Annotated in this window: 16 protein-coding genes; 11 read left to right on the top strand and 5 right to left on the bottom strand. The window is 73.1% G+C overall.

The annotated features are described in order from the left end of the window. Positions 1-85: 85 nt before the first annotated feature. Positions 86-1,768 carry a thiamine pyrophosphate-binding protein gene (locus ACFC0Z_RS17075; RefSeq protein WP_376438113.1) on the bottom strand — a complete coding sequence of 561 codons (1,683 nt, stop codon included), beginning with the start codon at positions 1,766-1,768 and terminating at the stop codon, positions 86-88. Between the two features lie 91 nt (positions 1,769-1,859). Next, complete coding sequence (gene speB, locus ACFC0Z_RS17070; RefSeq protein WP_376438111.1) at positions 1,860-2,843, bottom strand: agmatinase; 984 nt, start codon at positions 2,841-2,843, stop codon at positions 1,860-1,862. A gap of 125 nt (positions 2,844-2,968) precedes the next feature. Between speB and ACFC0Z_RS17065 the strand changes: the two genes are divergently transcribed. Continuing rightward, positions 2,969-4,456: a PucR family transcriptional regulator gene (locus ACFC0Z_RS17065; RefSeq protein ID WP_376438109.1), complete on the top strand. Its 1,488-nt coding sequence runs from the start codon at positions 2,969-2,971 to the stop codon at positions 4,454-4,456. Here the strand turns inward: ACFC0Z_RS17065 and ACFC0Z_RS17060 are convergent. Then, the gene (locus tag ACFC0Z_RS17060) at positions 4,450-5,055 is read right to left on the bottom strand and encodes a hypothetical protein (protein ID WP_376438107.1); all 606 of its coding nucleotides are present in this window, start codon (positions 5,053-5,055) and stop codon (positions 4,450-4,452) included. The two genes, ACFC0Z_RS17065 and ACFC0Z_RS17060, sit on opposite strands and share 7 nt — an antisense overlap. Positions 5,056-5,217: 162 nt before the next feature. Here ACFC0Z_RS17060 and ACFC0Z_RS17055 point away from each other — a divergent pair, with 162 nt between their 5' ends. The 4 genes from ACFC0Z_RS17055 to ACFC0Z_RS17040 all read left to right on the top strand — a co-directional run bounded on the left by ACFC0Z_RS17055 (position 5,218) and on the right by ACFC0Z_RS17040 (position 9,457). Then, positions 5,218-6,330: a helix-turn-helix domain-containing protein gene (locus ACFC0Z_RS17055; RefSeq protein ID WP_376438105.1), complete on the top strand. Its 1,113-nt coding sequence runs from the start codon at positions 5,218-5,220 to the stop codon at positions 6,328-6,330. Positions 6,331-6,410: 80 nt separating this feature from the next. Further along, positions 6,411-7,568 (top strand): acyl-CoA dehydrogenase family protein, encoded by a 1,158-nt coding sequence (locus ACFC0Z_RS17050; RefSeq protein ID WP_376438103.1) that lies wholly within the window; start codon positions 6,411-6,413, stop codon positions 7,566-7,568. Continuing rightward, positions 7,569-8,438 carry an acyl-CoA thioesterase gene (locus ACFC0Z_RS17045; protein ID WP_376438101.1) on the top strand — a complete coding sequence of 290 codons (870 nt, stop codon included), beginning with the start codon at positions 7,569-7,571 and terminating at the stop codon, positions 8,436-8,438. It begins immediately after the preceding gene. Between the two features lie 23 nt (positions 8,439-8,461). Continuing rightward, positions 8,462-9,457: a cation diffusion facilitator family transporter gene (locus tag ACFC0Z_RS17040; protein ID WP_376438099.1), complete on the top strand. Its 996-nt coding sequence runs from the start codon at positions 8,462-8,464 to the stop codon at positions 9,455-9,457. A 44-nt stretch (positions 9,458-9,501) separates the two neighbouring features. On the opposite strand, the gene ACFC0Z_RS17035 is transcribed toward ACFC0Z_RS17040, so the two are convergent. Then, positions 9,502-10,275, bottom strand: a complete 774-nt coding sequence (locus tag ACFC0Z_RS17035) for a phosphatase (protein WP_376438097.1) — start codon at positions 10,273-10,275, stop codon at positions 9,502-9,504. Positions 10,276-10,412: 137 nt separating this feature from the next. Then, entirely contained in the window at positions 10,413-11,018 is a 606-nt protein-coding gene (locus tag ACFC0Z_RS17030; RefSeq protein WP_376438095.1) for a TetR/AcrR family transcriptional regulator, read from the bottom strand. A gap of 87 nt (positions 11,019-11,105) precedes the next feature. Here ACFC0Z_RS17030 and ACFC0Z_RS17025 point away from each other — a divergent pair, with 87 nt between their 5' ends. The 6 genes from ACFC0Z_RS17025 to ACFC0Z_RS17000 all read left to right on the top strand — a co-directional run bounded on the left by ACFC0Z_RS17025 (position 11,106) and on the right by ACFC0Z_RS17000 (position 18,963). Continuing rightward, positions 11,106-12,713, top strand: a complete 1,608-nt coding sequence (locus ACFC0Z_RS17025) for a carboxyl transferase domain-containing protein (RefSeq protein ID WP_376438094.1) — start codon at positions 11,106-11,108, stop codon at positions 12,711-12,713. Positions 12,714-12,727: 14 nt separating this feature from the next. Then, positions 12,728-14,680, top strand: coding sequence for an acetyl/propionyl/methylcrotonyl-CoA carboxylase subunit alpha (locus ACFC0Z_RS17020; protein ID WP_376438092.1), 1,953 nt, complete (start codon positions 12,728-12,730; stop codon positions 14,678-14,680). Then, complete coding sequence (locus ACFC0Z_RS17015; protein ID WP_376438090.1) at positions 14,677-15,606, top strand: hydroxymethylglutaryl-CoA lyase; 930 nt, start codon at positions 14,677-14,679, stop codon at positions 15,604-15,606. Before ACFC0Z_RS17020 ends, ACFC0Z_RS17015 begins: the two co-directional genes overlap by 4 nt. A gap of 8 nt (positions 15,607-15,614) precedes the next feature. After that, a complete protein-coding gene (locus tag ACFC0Z_RS17010; protein WP_376438088.1) occupies positions 15,615-16,775 on the top strand; it encodes an acyl-CoA dehydrogenase family protein in 1,161 nt (386 codons plus the stop codon). A gap of 244 nt (positions 16,776-17,019) precedes the next feature. Then, positions 17,020-18,087, top strand: coding sequence for an ABC transporter substrate-binding protein (locus tag ACFC0Z_RS17005; protein ID WP_376438086.1), 1,068 nt, complete (start codon positions 17,020-17,022; stop codon positions 18,085-18,087). A 3-nt stretch (positions 18,088-18,090) separates the two neighbouring features. Next, positions 18,091-18,963 (top strand): siderophore-interacting protein, encoded by an 873-nt coding sequence (locus ACFC0Z_RS17000; protein ID WP_376438084.1) that lies wholly within the window; start codon positions 18,091-18,093, stop codon positions 18,961-18,963. Positions 18,964-19,037 lie beyond the last annotated feature (74 nt).

Raw genomic sequence — 19,037 nt, 5'->3', positions numbered from 1 at the left:
CGCACGACCGGCTCCGCGCCGGTCCCCGTGAGGAGGAGGACTCGCGCAGAGCCGGGAGGGTTGCGTGAGGAAGGGCGCGCCCGGGTCACAGGTGGGTCGGTTCGAACATCCTCAGGAGGGCCGGGAGGACCACCACCGACGGGCCCGGGGTGGCGAGGGACTTCGCCAGGTCCGTGGGCAGGGTTTCCGGGGTGGTGCGGGTCGCGGGGACGCCGAAGGACTCGGCGAGGGCGACGAAGTCGGGGCGGGTGAGTTCGGTGCCGGTGGTCGCGCCGAAGGCGTCGGTCATGTACTCGCGGAGGATGCCGTAGCCGCCGTCGTCGACGATCAGCCACGTCACGTCGAGCCCGTACTGCCTCGCCGTCGCGAGCTCCGCGATCGAGTACATCGCGCCGCCGTCGCCGGAGACCGCGAGGACCGGCTGCGAGGGGTCGGCGACGGCCGCGCCGAGGGCGGCGGGGAAGGCGTAGCCGAGGCCGCCGGCGCCCTGGGCGGAGTGCATGGTGTTCGGGTGCCGGGCGTCGAAGGCCGACCAGGCCCAGTACGACAGGATCGTCATGTCCCAGAAGCTCGGCGCCCGCGCCGGGAGCGCCTCGCGGACGGCGGCGACGACCCGCTGTTCCAGGTCGAGGCCCTGGGCGTCGATCCGGTCCCTGACCTTGCCGAGGACGGCCGCGACCCGCTCGGGGGCGGTCGGGTCCTCGCGCGGGCCGGCCGTCTCCAGGAGCGCCTGGAGGGCGAGGCGGGCGTCGGCGTGGATGCCGAGGGCCGGGTAGTTGGACTCCAGCTTCCCCGCGTCGGCCTCGATCTGGATCACGCGGCCGCGCGGCGCGAAGGTCCGGTAGTTCGAGGACATCTCGCCGAGGCCCGAGCCGATGACCAGGAGGACGTCGGCGTCCTCCAGGAACTCGGTGGTGTGGCGGTCCTCCAGCCAGGACTGGAGCGACAGCGGGTGGTTCCAGGGGAACGCGCCCTTGCCGCCGAAGGTCGTGACGACGGGGGCGGAGAGGCGTTCGGCGAGCTGCCGCAGCTTGCCGGAGGCGTCGGAGCGGACCACTCCGCCGCCCGCGATGATCGCGGGCCGTTCGGCGTTCGTGAGCAGGTGGGCGGCGAGCGCCGTCAGCTCGGGGCGCGGCGCGGCCTCCTCGGGCGTCGCGTCCATCGCGGTGACGACGGGGAGGATCGTCTCCGCCGTGAGGACGTCCTGCGGGATCTCCACCCAGACCGGCCCGTGCGGGGCGGTCAGCGCCGACTCCCAGGCCGCCGCGATCGCGGACGGGATCTGGGAGGGCGTCCGGACGAGGTGGACGGACTTCACGACGTCCCGGAACGAGGCCTGCTGGTCGCGGAGCTCGTGCAGGTAGCCGTGGCGCCCGCCGCCGAGCCCGGCCTCCGGGATCTGGCTGCCGATCGCGAGGACGGGCGCGGAGGCCGCGGCCGCCTCCTGGAGCGCGGCGAGCGACAGGAGCGCGCCGGGCCCGGTGGAGAGCAGCAGCGGGGCCGCCTCGCCGGTGATCCGGCCGTACGCGTCGGCCGCGAAGCCCGCGTTGTTCTCGACGCGCAGCCCCACGTACCGCAGGGAGGAGCGGCGGAGGGCGTCGAACATGCCGAGGGCGTGCTGGCCCGGGAGACCGAAGACGGTGGTCGCCCCGAGCCCGGCGAGGGTCTCGACGACGAGGTCGCCGCCGATGCGGCCGGGCGGCGGGTTCAGGGCCGCCTCGGTCTGCGCGGCGGTGGGCCGGAGCACCAGGTCGTGGTCGTGGGTCATGAGGTCCCTCGGGGCGTGGCTCGGCGGGCGGGCGAACCGGGCGAACGGGCGGGCCGGGGTCCCTGTGCGGTGGCCCCCGGCCCTCCCGAGGCTACTTCGCGTCGGCCGCGCGGCCCGCCGCGATCTGGCGGCTCATGATCGTCGTCAGCTCGTACGCGGTGTGCGAGGCGGCGACGGCGGTGATCTCGGCGTGGTCGTAGGCCGGGGCGACCTCGACGACGTCGGCGGAGACCAGGTTGCAGGAGGACAGGCCGCGCAGGATCTCCAGGAGCTCGCGCGAGGTCATGCCGCCGGCCTCGGGGGTGCCGGTGCCGGGCGCGTGGGCCGGGTCGAGGCAGTCGATGTCGATCGAGATGTACAGCGGGCGGTTGCCGATGCGCTGGCGCAGCTGGTCGGCGACCTCGTCGGCGCCGCGGCGGTAGACGTCGGCCGAGGTGACGATGCCGAAGCCCATCTTCTCGTCGTCGGTGAGGTCCTGCTTGCCGTACAGCGGGCCGCGCGTACCGACGTGGGAGAGCGCCTCGGTGTCGAGGATGCCCTCCTCGACGGCGCGGCGGAACGGCGTGCCGTGGGTGTACTCGGCGCCGAAGTACGTGTCCCAGGTGTCGAGGTGCGCGTCGAAGTGGAGCAGGGCGACCGGGCCGTGCTTCTTCGCGACCGAGCGCAGCAGGGGCAGCGCGATGGTGTGGTCGCCGCCGAGGGTCATCATGCGGGCGCCGGTGCCGAGGATCTCGTCGGCGGCGGCCTCGACCGTCTCGACGGCCTCGTTGATGTTGAACGGGTTCGCGGCGATGTCACCGGCGTCGGCGACCTGCGCGAGGGCGAACGGGGAGGCGTCCTGCGCCGGGTTGTACGGGCGCAGCAGGCGGGAGGCCTCGCGGATGGCGTTGCCGCCGAAGCGGGCGCCGGGGCGGTAGGAGACGCCGCTGTCGAAGGGGACGCCGACCACGGCGATGTCGGCGGTGCCGACCTCGTCGAGCCGCGGCAGCCGGGCGAACGTCGCGGGACCGGCGTACCGCGGGACGCGGGACGAGTCGATCGGGCCGCGCGGGGTGTTCTGGTCGCTGCTGCTCATGGCCGGGGCCTCCTGGGGGATGTGTCGGTCGACCGGTGGGTCGGGCTCGACAGTAAGTGCCCCGAAAGGGACATTGAAGTGGATACTTCCTCCACTGTACGGGCGGGGAGTGTACGAATAGACCCATGCCCACGCCCACGTCCGCGTTCTCCCCGGAACCCGCCCCCACTCCCCCGGCGCCGCCCGTCCCCCTCTCCGCGCTCCTCGGCCGGCCCGACCTGGGCCTCCGGCTGCTCGCCGGGCCCGAGGACGTCCCGCTGCACTGGGTGCACACCTCGGAGATGGCCGACCCGTACCCGTACCTCCTCGGCGGCGAGCTCCTCCTGACCGCCGGCGTGCAGCTGACCGATCCGGCGCGGTTCGTGGAGCGGGTGGTGGAGGCGGGGGCGGCGGCGCTCGGCTTCGGGGTCACGCCGGTCTACGACACGGTCCCGGCGGAGCTGGTCGAGGCGTGCGCCCGGCACGGCCTGCCGCTCGTCGAGGTCCCTCCCCGGACCCCGTTCGCGGCCGTGGCCCGCGCGCTGTGGCGGCTGATGGCGGAGGCCAGGCTGCACGAGCTGCGCCGGGTGACGGAGGCCCAGCAGGCCCTGGCGACGGCGGCGGCCCGGCCCGCGCCGGTCCCCGCCGTCCTCGGCGCGCTCGCGTCCCGGCTCGGCGGGCGGGCGGTGCTCTTCGCGGCGGACGGCACGGCGTCCCTCGCGGCCGGCCGCGAGGTCCCCGCCGAGGCGGCGACGGCCCTGCGCGAGCTCGCGGGCGTCGTCGGACGGCGCCCGGGACGGGACCCGGCAGGCGAGGCCGCGCCCCGTGGACCCGCGTCGGCGAGCGGCGACGGCGGCGGGCTGCGGCTCGCCGCGTACGCGCTCGGCGGCGGGGAGGGCCTCGCGCTCGGCGTGGCGACGGAGCGGCGCGGGCCCGGCGACCACACGGTCGCGGGGGTCGCGGTGGTCCTGCTCTCGCTCCTGACGGCCCCCCACCGGGGCGCGGACGCGACGGTACGGGAAGGGGCCCTGGTCCGGCTCCTCCTGGGCGCGCCCCCGGCGGAGGTCGCGGGCGCGCTGGGCCCGGGCCCGTGGACGGTGGTCCACGCGCGGGGCGGCGACGGCACCCCGTTCGCGGCGGCGGGCCTGGCCGCGGCCCTGGGCACGGACCTGGTGGACGCGGGGCCGGACGTCGTCCGGCTCCTCCTGCCCTCGCCCGCCGAGGTCGTCGCCCAGGCCGGGTGGACGCTCGGGATCTCCGCGCCCGTCGAGGCCGCGGAGCTGGCCGCCGCCGACGCACAGGCCGGACGGGCGCTGCGGCGGGCGGTGGCCGGCCGGGCGGCCCTGGTCCGGCACCGGCCGGGCGGCCTCGACGCCCTGGTGGACGGGGACGAGGCCGCCGCGTACACCCGTGTCCTCCTCGCTCCGCTCACCGAGTCGCTCGCCGAGACCCTCCGGGTCTGGCTCTCGCTGCACGGCAGCTGGGACCGGACGGCGGTGGCGACGGGCCTGCACCGCAACACCGTCCGGCAGCGGATCGCGCGCTGCGAGGCGCTCCTCGGCCGGGACCTCGACGACCCGGACGTCCGGATGGAGCTGTGGTTCGCGCTGGGCCGGCGAGCGGCGCGTCAGTAGAGCTTGTTGACGGCGGTCTTCGTCGTCGTCTTGAAGGCGGTCAGCGGGGCGTCCTTGAGGTCGCCCATCTGGCCCCAGCGGACGTAGGTGACGGTGCGGCCGTCGCGGCCCACCGCGAACAGGTGGATGTCGGTGTTGCCGATCTGCGGGTCGGCGGTGTCCAGGCTGTAGACCCAGGCGCCCTCCTCGACGGCGACGCTGCCGTGGGAGGCGCTGACGGCCTTCAGGCCCGGGTTCTGCTGCTCGAGGAGGGTGCCGCAGCCGGCGAGGGCCTTGCGGAGGGTGTCGACCATCTTCACGGCGTCGGCCTCGGTGCGGGCGACCGTGGTGATCTGGACGCCGTTGGTGTCGAGCTCGGTGCTGAACTCGCGGTAGCGGGTGTTCTGCGCCGGGATCTTGTACGGGGCGCAGAGGGCGCCGCCGTTCTCCGGGACGCCCGTGAAGATCTGGGTGGCGGTCCACGGCGTCGAGGACGGCGGCATCTGGGCGGCGGCGAGGAAGGCGGGCAGGGCGGCGGCCTGCGCCGGGGCGGTGGCGAGGGCCGCGAGGCCGAGGGCGGCCGCCGCGGCGGTGGCGAGTGCGGTGCGGAGCTTGGTCATGGCGATGGATCCCCGTGGGTCGTTCGGTCAGTGCTCGACCAGCGTCGGGCCCGCCGCCCGCCGTCCGCAACGGTGACGCGCCCACCCTCCGTCCCGGAACCATTCCACCCCTGCTGACGTGCAAGAACGTGAAGGCTGGGATGCGGGGCCGAGGGGGACGGAATGCCGAAGGACGCCACCGTCGAGGAGTTCGCGCGGCTCGTGCGCGCGCTGAAGGAACGGGACGGGAGGAGCTACGAGGCGCTGGGCCGGCGCCTGGGCGTCAGCGCGTCCACCCTCCACCGCTACAGCTCCGGCGCGACCGTCCCGGAGGCGTTCGCCGTGATCGGCCGCCTCGCCCTGCTGTGCGGGGCGGACGAGGAGGAGCGGCGCGCCCTGGAGGCGGCCTGGACCCGCGCGGACGACGCCCGTCGGCCTCCGGTACCTCCCGCACCTCAAGCGCCTCAAGCACCTCAAGCACCGGAGCCCGCCCCCGCGCACGTGCCGGACCTCCCGTCCGCGCGGCGGAGGCTTCGCTGGGGCCGGGCGGGCCTGGTCGGCGGGGCGCTGGCGGTCGTGGGGGCGGTGACGCTCGGAGCCGTACTCCTGCCCGGGAAGGCCCGGGAGCGGACCGCCGAACCACCGCCGCCGCCCCCGCCGCCGCTGACGTGGACGGTCGCCTCGGACCTCTGGAAGAACGGGTGCGGGCACACCTACCTCGTGCGGCGGACGCCCCCTCCCCCGCCGGAGCCGGCCGACGCGCGGAGCTGGGCGACGGCGCAGGGGGCCGTGGACGGCGGGGAGACGCTGGTGCAGGTGTCGGTGCAGGGGAAGAGCGCGGCGGCGGTGGTGCTCCAGGCGCTGCACGTGCGGGTGGTGAAGCGGGGCGCGCCGCTGCCGTGGGCGGCGTACCGGACGGACGACGGCTGCGGCGGGGCGGTGACGCCGCGCCGTTTCGAGGTGGACCTGGACCGGCCGCGTCCGGTGGCGCGGGCGCTGGACGGGTACGACGCCTCCGGTGAGGAGGGCCGGACGCTCCCGGCGGTCTCCTTCCCGTACGTGGTCAGCGCCGCCGAGCCGGAGGAGCTGCTGGTCTTCGCGGGGACCGCGGACTGCGACTGCCGCTGGTACCTGGAGCTGGACTGGAGCTCGGAGGGGCGCCGGGGCACGGTCCGGATCGGGGACGAGGACGGTGCGCCCTTTCGGACGAGCGGGGCGAAGGGACGGCCCGTCTTCGGGTACGACTCCACAGGGCGGGCCTGGATCACAGGTGAGGAGTCTGGACAGGGTGGGTGACCGATGGGTAACTTCGTACTTGACAGACTGAGCAAGCGCTTAGACAACTGGGCCCGCCCGCACACCGGAGGAGACGCACCGTGCGCCGTACCGTATTCAACGAGGACCACGAGGCGTTCCGGGAGACCATCCGCGCCTTCATCGAGGCCGAGGTCGTCCCCGTCTACGACGAGTGGTTCGCGGCGGGCCAGGCGCCCCGCGAGTTCTACGACAAGCTCGGTGAGCTGGGCATCTTCGGCATCAACGTGCCCGAGGAGTTCGGCGGCGCGGGCCTGGACACCCACAAGTTCGAGGCCGTCCTCTACGAGGAGACCTCGCGCGCGGGCGTCCAGTTCGGCGGCTCCGGCGTGCACGTGCTGCTCGCCCTCCCGTACATCAAGATGCTCGCCACCGACGAGCAGAAGAAGCGCTTCCTGCCGAAGTTCGTCACCGGCGAGGAGATGTGGGCCCTCGCGATGACCGAGCCGGGCACCGGCTCCGACGTCGCGGGCATGAAGACCACCGCCAAGCTCTCCGAGGACGGCACGCACTACGTCCTCAACGGCGCCAAGACCTTCATCACCGGTGGTGTCCACGCCGACCGCGTGATCGTCTGCGCCCGCACCTCCGCCCCGACGGCCGAGGACCGCCGCTTCGGCATCTCCCTCTTCGCCGTGGACACCAAGTCCGAGGGCTACTCGATCGGCCGCAAGCTCGACAAGCTCGGCCTGCGCACCTCCGACACCGCCGAGCTCGCGTTCGTCGACGTCAAGGTCCCGGTCGAGGACCTGCTCGGCGAGGAGGGCAAGGGCTTCTACTACCTCGGCCACAACCTCGCCTCCGAGCGCTGGGGCATCGCCTTCGGCGCCTACGCGCAGGCCAAGGCCGCCGTCCGCTTCGCCCAGCAGTACGTCACGGACCGCACGGTCTTCGGCAAGCCGGTCGCCTCCTTCCAGAACACCAAGTTCGAGCTGGCCGCCTGCCAGGCCGAGGTGGACGCGGCCGAGGCCGTCGCCGACCGCGCCCTGGAGGCCCTCGACGCCCACGAGCTGACCCCGGCCGAGGCCGCGAGCGCCAAGCTCTTCTGCACCGAGGTCGCGCACCGCGTCATCGACCGCTGCCTCCAGCTGCACGGCGGCTACGGCTACATGAACGAGTACCCGATCGCCCGCCTGTACGCGGACAACCGCGTCAACCGCATCTACGGCGGCACCAGCGAGATCATGAAGTCGATCATCGCGAAGAGCATGGGCCTGTAAGTGCCCGAAGCACCCTCCGCACTGGATGACCTGCTCGCTCTGCTCGACCTGGAGCGGATCGAGCAGGACATCTTCCGGGGCCACTCCCGCCCCTCGATCGTCCCCCGCGTCTTCGGCGGCCAGGTGGCCGCCCAGGCGCTGGTGGCGGCCGGCCGGACGGTCCCCGGGGACCGGCTCGCGCACTCGCTCCACGCGTACTTCCTGCGGGCCGGGGACCCGGGCGCGCCGATCGTCTACACGGTCGACCGCATCCGCGACGGCCGCTCCTTCACCACCCGCCGGGTCGTCGCCGTCCAGCACGGCCACCCGATCTTCCACCTCTCCGCCTCCTTCCAGGCGTACGAGGAGGGGCTCGACCACCAGGTCGGCATGCCGTCCGCACCGGACCCGGAGTCCCTGCCGACGGCCGCCGAGATGCTCCCCCGGGACCTGCCGAAGGAGATCGCCGACCGGCTCGCCGAGTCGCGGGCGGCGGTGGACCTGCGGTACGCCGACACCCCGCCGTGGGGCTCGGTCGGGGAGCCGCGCGAGCCGCGGTCGCAGGTGTGGTTCCGTACCAACGGCAAGCTGGCCGACGAGCACCTGCTGCACGTCTGCCTGGCCACGTACGTCTCCGACATGACGCTGCTCGACTCCGTCCTCCTCGCGCACGGGCGCGGCGGCTGGGCCGTCGGGGACGTCGTCGGGGCCTCCCTCGACCACGCGATGTGGTTCCACCGGCCCTTCCGGGCCGACGAATGGCTCCTGTACGACCAGGAGTCGCCCTCCTCCTCCGCCGGGCGCGGCCTCGGCCAGGCCAGGATCTGGACGCGGGACGGGAAGCTCGCGATCTCCGTCATTCAGGAGGGTGTCGTTCGCGTGCCGCGCTGATGATCGGACATACCGTCCGATACATGGCGGAACACGGCGGCGCGCACGCCCCCACGGAGCGCAAGAGCAGCCCCACCGGGGGCGAGGGCAACAGCGAGAGCACCTTCACGGTGATCGTGGCGGCGGCGGCGAACCTCGGGATCGCCGTCGCCAAGGCCGTCGCCGGCGTCATCAGCGGATCGAGCGCGATGCTGTCGGAGGCCGCCCACTCGGTCGCCGACACCGTCACCGAGGGCATGCTCCTCACCGCCCTCAAGCGCAGCGAGAAGCCGGCCGACGAGGACCACCCCTTCGGCTACGGCGGCGAGCGGTACGTGTGGGCGATGCTCGCGGCGGTCGCGACCTTCGTCGGCGGCGCGGTCTTCGCCTTCTACGACGGCATCCACACGCTCGTCCACGGCGAGGAGCTCGGCGACCCGACGATCTCGTACATCGTCCTCGGGATCTCGTTCCTCCTGGAGGGGTACTCCCTCCGGACGGCCGTCAAGCAGACCAAGGGCGAGGCCGACCGGATGAAGGCCCCCTTCGCCACGTACCTCCGCCTCACCCCCGACACCACCACCAAGGCGGTCGTCATGGAGGACTCGGCCGCCCTCGCCGGGCTCATGCTCGCGGCGGGCGGCCTCCTCGGCGGCCAGATCACCGGCTCCGGCGTCTGGGACGGCGTCGCCTCGATCCTCATCGGCTGCCTGCTCGTGTACGTGGCCTGGGTCCTCGGCCGCTCGAACGCGCAGCTCCTCATCGGCCGCCCGCTGCCCAAGCCCATGCGCCGGGCGGTCCGCGAGCAGCTGCTCGCGGTCCCGCACGTCGTGGCCGTCATGGATCTGACGACCCTGATCCAGGGGCCCGACGAGGTCCTCGTCGCCGCGAAGATCGACTTCCGGGACATGGCCTCGGCCGAGCAGATCGAATGGGCCTGCGAGGACGCCGAGAACCAGCTCCGCGAGCGGTTCCCGGCGATCCGGCACGTCTACCTGGACCCGACGCCGGGGCAGACCCAGCGGCGCGGGGAGCTCTGACCGGCGAACCCGTGCCGGCCCGCGCGGTGTCGGCCCGTGGGGGCTCAGGCGAGGCCGGCCGCCGCCAGGGTGTACGCCGTCATCGGCTCGTAGAACCGGGGGTCGACGACGTGGTCGTCGAGCGGGACGGTGACCTGCATGGTCCCCTCCTGCTCGCCGATGAAGAGGGCCGGGTCGTTGCAGTCCGCGTACCCGACGGAGTCGATCCCGCGCTGCCCCGCGCGCCCCGCCCAGCCGTGGTCCGCGACGACGAGGTCCGGCCGCCCGTCCTCGCCGAGCGCGTCGAGGATCGCGTTCATCGGCTCCGGGGAGTGGGTGTGCCAGAGGGTCGCGCCGCGCTCGAAGACGGCGACGTCGGCGAACTGGACGACGTACCCCTCGTCGGCGACGAGCCCGCCGGGGATCCTCACGATGTCGCAGCCCCGGGCGCGCAGCGCGCCGGCGATCCGGCTGTGGACGTCGATGAGGGCGCCCGGGTGGCCGGTCGCGAAGAGGACCCGCTCGCGGCCGGCGGCGGCCTTGCGGAGCCGGGCGGCCATCCGGTCGAGGCCGTCGACGGTCAGCTCGGGGTCGATGGTGTCCTGGCCGACGCGGTGCGCCGGGTCGTCGACGACGCCGCAGCGCTCGGCCATGACGGCGAGGACGTCCTGCTCGTCGGTCCAGCGGTCGCCGAGCTCCAGGCCGAACCAGTAGTGCCGGTCGCCGTTGGCGAGCCTTCTGTAGTGCGCGAGGTTGTTGTCGCGCGGGGTGGCGACGTCTCCCGCGATGCGGGTGCGGACGAGGTGCTCGACAAGGGCGGCGCGGCTGAGTATCGGCATGGGGTTCATTCTGGCGGAGCGCCGGACGGTACGGGGAACCCGTTCCGCCTGACGGGACCGAACCCGTTCCACCTGGCGGGACCGAACCCGGTCCGCCTGGCGGGACCGGCGCCCGTGCTGCCGGGCGAGCTTCCGCGCTACCGGGCGAGCGCCCCGAAGGCCCCGTGGGCGAGCCCGCGCAGCAGGTCCTCCATCGAGCGGCGGCCGAGCGCCCCCAGGTGCGGGGTCGAGTTCAGGAGGCCGAAGACGGCGTGGACCGCCGTCCGGGCCTCGTCCTCCGACGGGTCCGGGTACAGCTCGCGCACGGCCGCGACCCACAGCTCGACGTACTGCCGCTGGAGCTGGCGGACCCGCTTGCGGTCCTCCTCCTTGAGCCGGTCGAGCTCGCGGTCGTGGAGGGTGATCAGCGGCCGGTCGTCGAGGGCGAAGTCGATGTGCCCGTCGATGAGGGAGCCGAGGAGGACGCGCGGGTCGCCGCCGGCCTCGCCCACGCGCAGGCGCCCGCCGTCGAGGAGCCGCTCGCTGATGCCGACGAGGAGCTCGGCGAGCATCGCGTCCTTGCCGGCGAAGTGGCGGTAGAGCCCCGGGCCGCTGATGCCGACGGCCGCTCCTATCTCGTCGACGCCGACCCCGTGGAAGCCGCGCTCGGCGAATAGCCGGGCGGCCTCTTTCAGGATCTGCTCACGCCGGGTCGGCACACCGTCCCTGCCGCGGGTCGTCGAGGTCGTGGGGCTCGTGGTCATGGATTCGATTCTAGACAACGCGGTTAGCGCTCGTTAACCTGATCGCCGTACGTTAACGCTCATTAACCGAGCAAGGGAGCTCGAGGGATGCAGCAGGCACCTGTGCTGACGAGCGCGGCGGATCCCGCGTCCGCGGCCTGGCAGGCCAACGAGGCCGCTCACCACGAGCTGGCCGCGGCCCTGCGCGCCAAGCTCGCGCAGACCGCCCTCGGCGGCGGCGAGAAGTCCCGGGCGCGCCACACGGCACGCGGGAAGCTGCTGCCGCGCGACCGGGTGGACACCCTCCTCGACCCGGGCTCGCCCTTCCTGGAGCTGGCCCCGCTCGCGGCGAACGGGATGTACGGGGACCAGGCACCGGCCGCCGGCGTGATCGCGGGCATCGGCCGGGTCAGCGGGCGCGAGTGCGTGATCGTCGCCAACGACGCCACCGTCAAGGGCGGCACGTACTACCCGATGACGGTGAAGAAGCACCTCCGGGCGCAGGAAGTGGCCCTGGAGAACCGGCTCCCCTGCCTCTACCTGGTCGACTCGGGCGGCGCGTTCCTGCCGATGCAGGACGAGGTCTTCCCCGACCGGGAGCACTTCGGCCGGATCTTCTACAACCAGGCCCGCATGTCCGGCGCGGGCATCCCGCAGATCGCGGCGGTCATGGGCTCGTGCACGGCCGGCGGCGCGTACGTCCCGGCGATGAGCGACGAGGCCGTGATCGTACGGAACCAGGGCACGATCTTCCTCGGCGGGCCGCCGCTGGTGAAGGCGGCGACGGGCGAGGTCGTGACGGCCGAGGAGCTCGGCGGCGGCGAGGTCCACTCGCGGATCTCCGGCGTCACCGACCACCTCGCCGAGGACGACGCCCACGCCCTGCGGATCGTCCGGAACATCGTGGCGACGCTCCCCGAGCGCGGCCCGCTCCCCTGGTCGGTCGAGCCGGCCGAGGAGCCGAAGGTCGACCCGGCCGGTCTGTACGGCGCGGTGCCGGTGGACTCCCGTACCCCGTACGACGTCCGCGAGGTCATCGCCCGGGTCGTCGACGGCTCCCGCTTCCAGGAGTTCAAGTCCGAGTACGGCCAGACGCTGGTCACCGGCTTCGCCCGGATCCACGGCCACCCGGTCGGCATCGTCGCCAACAACGGCATCCTGTTCGCCGAGTCCGCCCAGAAGGGCGCGCACTTCATCGAGCTGTGCGACCAGCGCGGCATCCCGCTGGTCTTCCTGCAGAACATCACCGGCTTCATGGTCGGCAAGGCGTACGAGCACGGCGGCATCGCCAAGCACGGCGCGAAGATGGTCACGGCCGTGGCGACCACCCGCGTCCCCAAGCTGACGGTCGTCGTCGGCGGTTCCTACGGCGCGGGCAACTACTCGATGTGCGGCCGGGCCTACTCCCCCCGCTTCCTGTGGATGTGGCCCAACGCCAAGATCTCCGTCATGGGCGGCGAGCAGGCCGCTTCGGTCCTCGCGACGGTCAAGCGCGACCAGCTCGGCGACGAGTGGAGCGCGGCGGACGAGGAGGCGTTCAAGGCGCCGATCCGCGAGCAGTACGAGACCCAGGGCAGCGCCTACTACGCGACCGCCCGCCTCTGGGACGACGGGGTCATCGACCCGACGGAGACCCGTCAGGTCCTCGGTCTCGCGCTGACCGCCTGTGCCAACGCGCCGCTGGGAGACCCCCAGTTCGGCGTCTTCCGGATGTGAGAGGGCTCCAGGAGATGCAGCAGATGTTCGACACGGTCCTCGTCGCCAACCGGGGCGAGATCGCGGTCCGCGTCATCCGCACCCTGCGGGCGCTCGGCGTCCGCTCGGTGGCCGTCTACAGCGACGCGGACGCCGACGCCCGGCACGTGCGGGAGGCCGACACGGCCGTACGGATCGGGCCGCCGCCGGCCTCGGAGTCGTACCTCTCCGTCCCGGCGCTCCTCGACGCGGCCCGCCGCACGGGCGCGCAGGCCGTCCACCCGGGCTACGGCTTCCTCGCGGAGAACGCGGGCTTCGCCCGTGCCTGCGCCGAGGCGGGTCTGGTCTTCATCGGCCCGACGGCCGAGGCGATCGCGCTCATGGGCGACAAGATCCGCGCCAAGGAGACGGTGAAGAAGGCGGGCGTGCCGGTGGTTCCCGGCGCGGCCGACCCCGAGATCGAGGCCGCGGCCCGCGAGTTGGGCGCCCCGGTCCTCCTCAAGCCGAGCGCGGGCGGCGGCGGCAAGGGCATGCGCCTGGTCCGCGACCTGTCCGTCCTGACCGAGGAGATCGCGGCGGCCCGCCGCGAGGCCCGCTCCTCCTTCGGTGACGACACGCTGCTCGTGGAGCGGTGGATCGACCGCCCCCGGCACATCGAGATCCAGGTCCTCGCGGACACCCACGGGAACGTGATCCACCTCGGCGAGCGCGAGTGCTCCCTCCAGCGCCGCCACCAGAAGATCATCGAGGAGGCGCCGAGCGTCCTCCTGACCCCGGAGATCCGCGCCGCGATGGGCGCGGCGGCGGTGGAGGCGGCCCGCTCCTGCGGCTATGTCGGCGCGGGCACGGTCGAGTTCATCGTCCCGGGCGGCGACCCGTCCTCGTACTACTTCATGGAGATGAACACCCGCCTCCAGGTCGAGCACCCGGTGACGGAGCTGATCACGGGCGTGGACCTGGTGGAGTGGCAGCTGCGCGTGGCGGCGGGCGAGCCCCTCCCCTTCACCCAGGACGACATCCGCCTGACCGGCTGGGCCGTCGAGGCCCGCATCTGCGCGGAGGACCCCTCCCGCGGCTTCCTCCCCTCCGGCGGCACGATCCTGGCCCTCGACGAGCCGTCGGGGAACGGGGTCCGCACGGACTCGGGCCTGAGCGAGGGTACGGAGATCTCCTCGCTGTACGACCCGATGCTCTCCAAGGTCATCGTCCACGCCGCCGACCGCCCCACGGCCCTCCGCAAGCTCCGCGCGGCCCTGGCGGACCTGGTCACCCTCGGCGTCCCGACCAACGCGGGCTTCCTGCGGAACCTGCTGGCCCACCCGGACGTGGTCTCCGGCGCCCTCGACACGGGCCTGGTGGAACGCGACGCGGAGAGCCTGATCCGCTCGGACGTCCCGGAGGAGGTGTACGCGGCGGCCGCCGCCGTGCGCCGCGCCGGGCTCGCCCCCGTGCCCCGGGGCGGCTGGACCGACCCGTTCGACGTGCCCGGCGGGTGGCGCCTCGGCGGCACCCCGAAGCCGCTCGCGTTCCCGTTCCGGATCGCGGGCCACGAGCCGGTGACGGTGGAGGCCCCGGCCGACGGCCGGGTCACGGACACCGGGGTGACCGTCACGGTCGACGGCGTCACCCACCACTTCCGCCGCGCGGGCGCCTGGCTCGGCCGCGACGGCGACTCCTGGCACGTGCAGGACCACGACCCCGTCGCCGCCGCGCTCAGCGGCGCCCGGCACGGCGGTGCCGACACGCTCGCCGCGCCGATGCCCGGCACCGTCACCGTCGTGAAGGTGGCCGTCGGGGACGAGGTCGAGGCCGGACAGAGCCTGCTCGTCGTCGAGGCGATGAAGATGGAGCACGTCATCTCCGCCCCGCACGCCGGCACCGTCACCGAACTCGACGTCACCCCCGGCGCCACCGTCGCCATGGACCAGATCCTGGCCGTCGTGGCCCCCCGCGAGGACTCCGCGAAGGAAGAGGAGGCGGCGGGATGAGCCTGCCCATGGCCGTACCGGACCCGACGCTTCCGAAGCGGGTCCGGATCCACGAGGTCGGCCCCCGCGACGGGCTGCAGAACGAGAAGACGGCCGTCCCGACCGCCGTGAAGGCCGAGTTCGTGCGGCGGCTCGCCGCCGCGGGGCTCACGACGGTCGAGGCGACGAGCTTCGTGCACCCGAAGTGGGTGCCGCAGCTCGCCGACGCGGAGGAGCTGTTCCCGCTCGTCCGCGACCTCCCGGTCCGTCTCCCCGTCCTCGTGCCGAACGAGCGCGGTCTCGACCGCGCCCTCGCCCTCGGCGCCCGCGACATCGCCGTGTTCGCCTCGGCGACCGAGTCCTTCGCGAAGGCCAACCTCAACCGCACCGTCGACGAGGCCCTCGCCCTCTTCGCCCCGACCGTCATCCGGGCCATAGAGGCGGGCCTCTCCGTCCGCGGCTACCTCTCGATGTGCTTCGGCGACCCCTGGGAGGGCGCCGTCCCGATCGAGCAGGTCGTCGGCGTCTCGAAGGCGCTCATCGAGATGGGCTGCGACGAGCTGAGCCTCGGCGACACCATCGGCGTCGCCACCCCGGGGCACGTCCAGGCGCTCCTGACGGCGCTCAACGACGCCGGGGTCCCCACCTCCCGTATCGCCGTGCACTTCCACGACACGTACGGGCAGGCCCTGTCCAACACCCTGGCCGCCCTGCGCCACGGGGTGACCACGGTCGACGCCTCCGCCGGCGGCCTCGGCGGCTGCCCGTACGCGAAGAGCGCGACCGGCAATCTCGCCACCGAGGACCTCGTGTGGATGCTCGACGGTCTCGGCATCGAGACCGGGGTCGATCTGGCCGCCCTGACCGCCACGAGCGGATGGATGGCCGAGCAGTTGGGGCGGCCCAGCCCCTCCCGTACCGTCCGCGCCCTCTCCCACAAGGAGTGACACCGCCCATGTCCCTCGACCATCGGCTCTCCGAAGAGCACCAGGAACTCCGCCGCACCGTCGAGGCGTTCGCCCACGACGTCGTCGCCCCGAAGATCGGCGACTACTACGAGCGGCACGAGTTCCCGTACGAGATCGTCGCCGAGATGGGCCGCATGGGCCTGTTCGGTCTGCCGTTCCCCGAGGAGTACGGTGGCATGGGCGGCGACTACCTCGCCCTCGGCATCGCCCTGGAGGAGCTGGCCCGCGTCGACTCCTCCGTCGCCATCACCCTGGAGGCGGGCGTCTCGCTCGGCGCGATGCCGCTCTACCTCTTCGGCACCGAGGAGCAGAAGCAGACCTGGCTGCCGAAGCTGTGCGCCGGCGAGATGCTCGGCGCGTTCGGCCTGACCGAGCCCGGCGCGGGCAGTGACGCCGGCGGCACCCGCACGACCGCCGTCCGGGACGGCGACCACTGGGTCATCAACGGCTCGAAGTGCTTCATCACCAACTCCGGTACGGACATCACGGGTCTGGTCACGGTCACCGCCGTCACCGGCCGCAAGCCCGACGGCCGCCCGCTGATCTCCTCGATCATCGTCCCGTCCGGCACCCCGGGCTTCACCGTCGCCGCCCCGTACTCGAAGGTCGGCTGGAACGCCTCGGACACCCGCGAGCTCTCCTTCGACGACGTCCGCGTCCCGGTGGAGAACCTGGTCGGCGAAGAGGGCCGCGGCTACGCCCAGTTCCTCCGCATCCTCGACGAGGGCCGGGTCGCCATCGCCGCGCTCGCGACGGGCCTCGCGCAGGGCTGTGTCGACGAGTCGGTGAAGTACGCGAAGGAGCGGCAGGCCTTCGGGCGGCCGATCGCCGACAACCAGGCCATCCAGTTCAAGATCGCGGACATGGAGACGAAGGCGCACATGGCCCGCATCGGCTGGCGCGACGCGGCCTCGCGGCTCGTGCTCGGCGAGCCGTTCAAGAAGGAGGCGGCCATCGCGAAGCTGTACTCCTCCACGGTGGCCGTGGACAACGCCCGCGAGGCGACCCAGATCCACGGCGGCTACGGCTTCATGAACGAGTATCCGGTGGCCCGCATGTGGCGCGACTCGAAGATCCTGGAGATCGGCGAGGGCACGAGCGAGGTCCAGCGGATGCTGATCGCACGGGAGTTGGGCCTGTCGGCCTGACCCACCGGAGGTACGCGAGGAGCCCGTCACCCCGTCAGGGGGCGGCGGGCTTCCGCGTTCTCCGCGCCGCCCGCGATCCAGGTGGCGCCGCTCGCGATCCAGGTGGCGCTGCCCGCGATCCGGGTGGCGCCGCCTGTGATCCAGGCCTCCCGACCCCACCCCTACCCCGGAAACTCAGGTTAGGCTAACCTACCTTCGACTCACCCCGGCCGACGACACGGCACGTACCGAAAGCGACTTCGCCATGCCCAGCAACGCCCGAGCCACCCACCTCACCCGCCGCGGCCTCATCGCCGCGGGCAGCGTCCTCGGGCTCGGTGCCATGCTGGCCGCCTGCGGCGGCGGCGAGACGAAGGACTCCGCCTCCCCGAAGGGCTCCTCCTCCGCCTCCGCCCCGGCGAAGTCCGGCGCCTGGGAGTTCAAGGACGACCGCGGCATCACGGTCAAGACGCCGAGCACCCCGAAGAAGGTCGTCGCCTTCACCGGCACCGCCGCCGCCCTCAAGGACTTCGGCGTCGAGTCCGTCGGCGTCTTCGGCCCGACCTACGTCGAGGACCCGAAGACCAAGAAGCGCACGGCGGACGTCCAGGCGGGCGACCTCGACATCAACAAGGTCAAGGTCATCGGCAACGTCTGGGGCGAGTTCAACATCGAGGAGTACCTGAAGCTCCAGCCCGACGTCCTCGTCACGGACATGTGGGAGAAGAACGACCTCTGGTACGTCCCGGCGGAGCAGAAGGACAAGATCGCCAAGATCGCCCCGAGCGTCGCCCTGTGGGCCGCGGACAAGTCCATGCCGTCCGTCCTCCAGCGCCACGCCGACCTGGCCGCCTCCCTCGGCGCCGACGTCGAGACCGCGCAGATCAAGGCGGACAAGGCCCGCTTCGAGGCCGCCGCCGAGCGCGTCCGCAAGGCCGCCCAGGGCAAGAAGGACATCAAGGTCCTCATCGGCTCGGGCTCCCCCGACCTGTTCTACGTCTCCACCCCGGTCCGCCCGACCGACACGCTCTTCTTCAAGGAGCTCGGCGTCAACCTCGTCGTCCCGGACAAGCTGGACGCGGCCGGCTGGTTCGAGGGTCTGAGCTGGGAGAACGTCGACAAGTACAAGGCCGACGTCATCATGCTCGACAACCGCACGGGCACCCTCCAGCCGGAGCAGCTCAAGTCCAAGCCGACCTGGGCCGCCCTGCCCGCCGTCAAGGCCGGCCAGGTCATCCCGCGCGTGACCGAGCCGATCTACTCGTACGCCAAGTGCGCCCCGCTCCTGGAGGACCTCGCGAAGGCCCTGGAGAACGCGAAGAAGGTGTCCTGACCCATGACGACCGCCGAGACCGCCCCGTTCCAGTTCTTCTCCCTCCAGGTCGACCGGACGCGGCGGCTCGGCCCGTCCCTGGTCCGCGTCACCTTCACCGGCGAGGACCTCAAGCGCTTCGCGGCCGGTGGCCGCGACCAGTCGCTCTCCCTCTTCCTGCCGCACCCCGGCCAGGAAGCCCCCGTCCTGCCGCCGCTGGACAACCCGGACATGTACGCGATCCTGGGCGCCTGGCGGGCGATGCCGGACGACGAGCGGGCGGTCATGCGCTCGTACACGGTCCGCGAACAGCGCACGGACCCGAACGAGATGGACATCGACTTCGCGCTCCACGCTGAGACATCAGCCGCCGGGGCGGCGGGCGTCGGCCCGGCCTGCCGCTGGGCCGGCCGCGCCAAGGCCGGTGACCGCGTGGTCGTCCTCGGCCCGGCGGTCGCCGCCAACACGGGCGTCCGCTTCCAGCTCCCGGAGGACGCCGACTCCGTCCTGATCTGGGCGGACGAGACGGCCCTCCCGGCCGCCTCCGCGATCCTGGAGTGGCTGCCGGCCGAGATCCGCGCGCAGGTCTTCCTCGAAGTGCCGTTCTCCGGCGACCGGATGGAGCTGCGCACCGAGGCGGACGCCACGGTCACCTGGCTCGTACGGGAGGAGGGCGCGCCCTCCGCGGTCGACGCGGTGCGCGGGGCGGAGCTGCCCGGCGAGGCCCCGTACGTGTGGATCGCGGGCGAGTCCGGTGCGGTGAAGGCGCTGCGCCGTCATTTCGTACGCGATCGTGAACTGGACCGCAGGCGCGTGACGTTCGTCGGCTACTGGCGCAAGGGCCTGTCCGAGGACGCGCTGCGCGAAGTGCCGGACGAGACACAGGAAGAGGCGTAAGCCCTACCCCCCGCTCGTCCACCCGATGGCCCCCAACCCTTCATGGGTTGGGGGCCATTGCGATCTCAAATTAG

It is taken from the genome of Streptomyces sp. NPDC056144 (assembly GCF_042264145.1).
In the GTDB taxonomy this organism is placed as follows: domain Bacteria; phylum Actinomycetota; class Actinomycetes; order Streptomycetales; family Streptomycetaceae; genus Streptomyces.
This window is presented reverse-complemented; position numbering and strand designations above follow the sequence as displayed.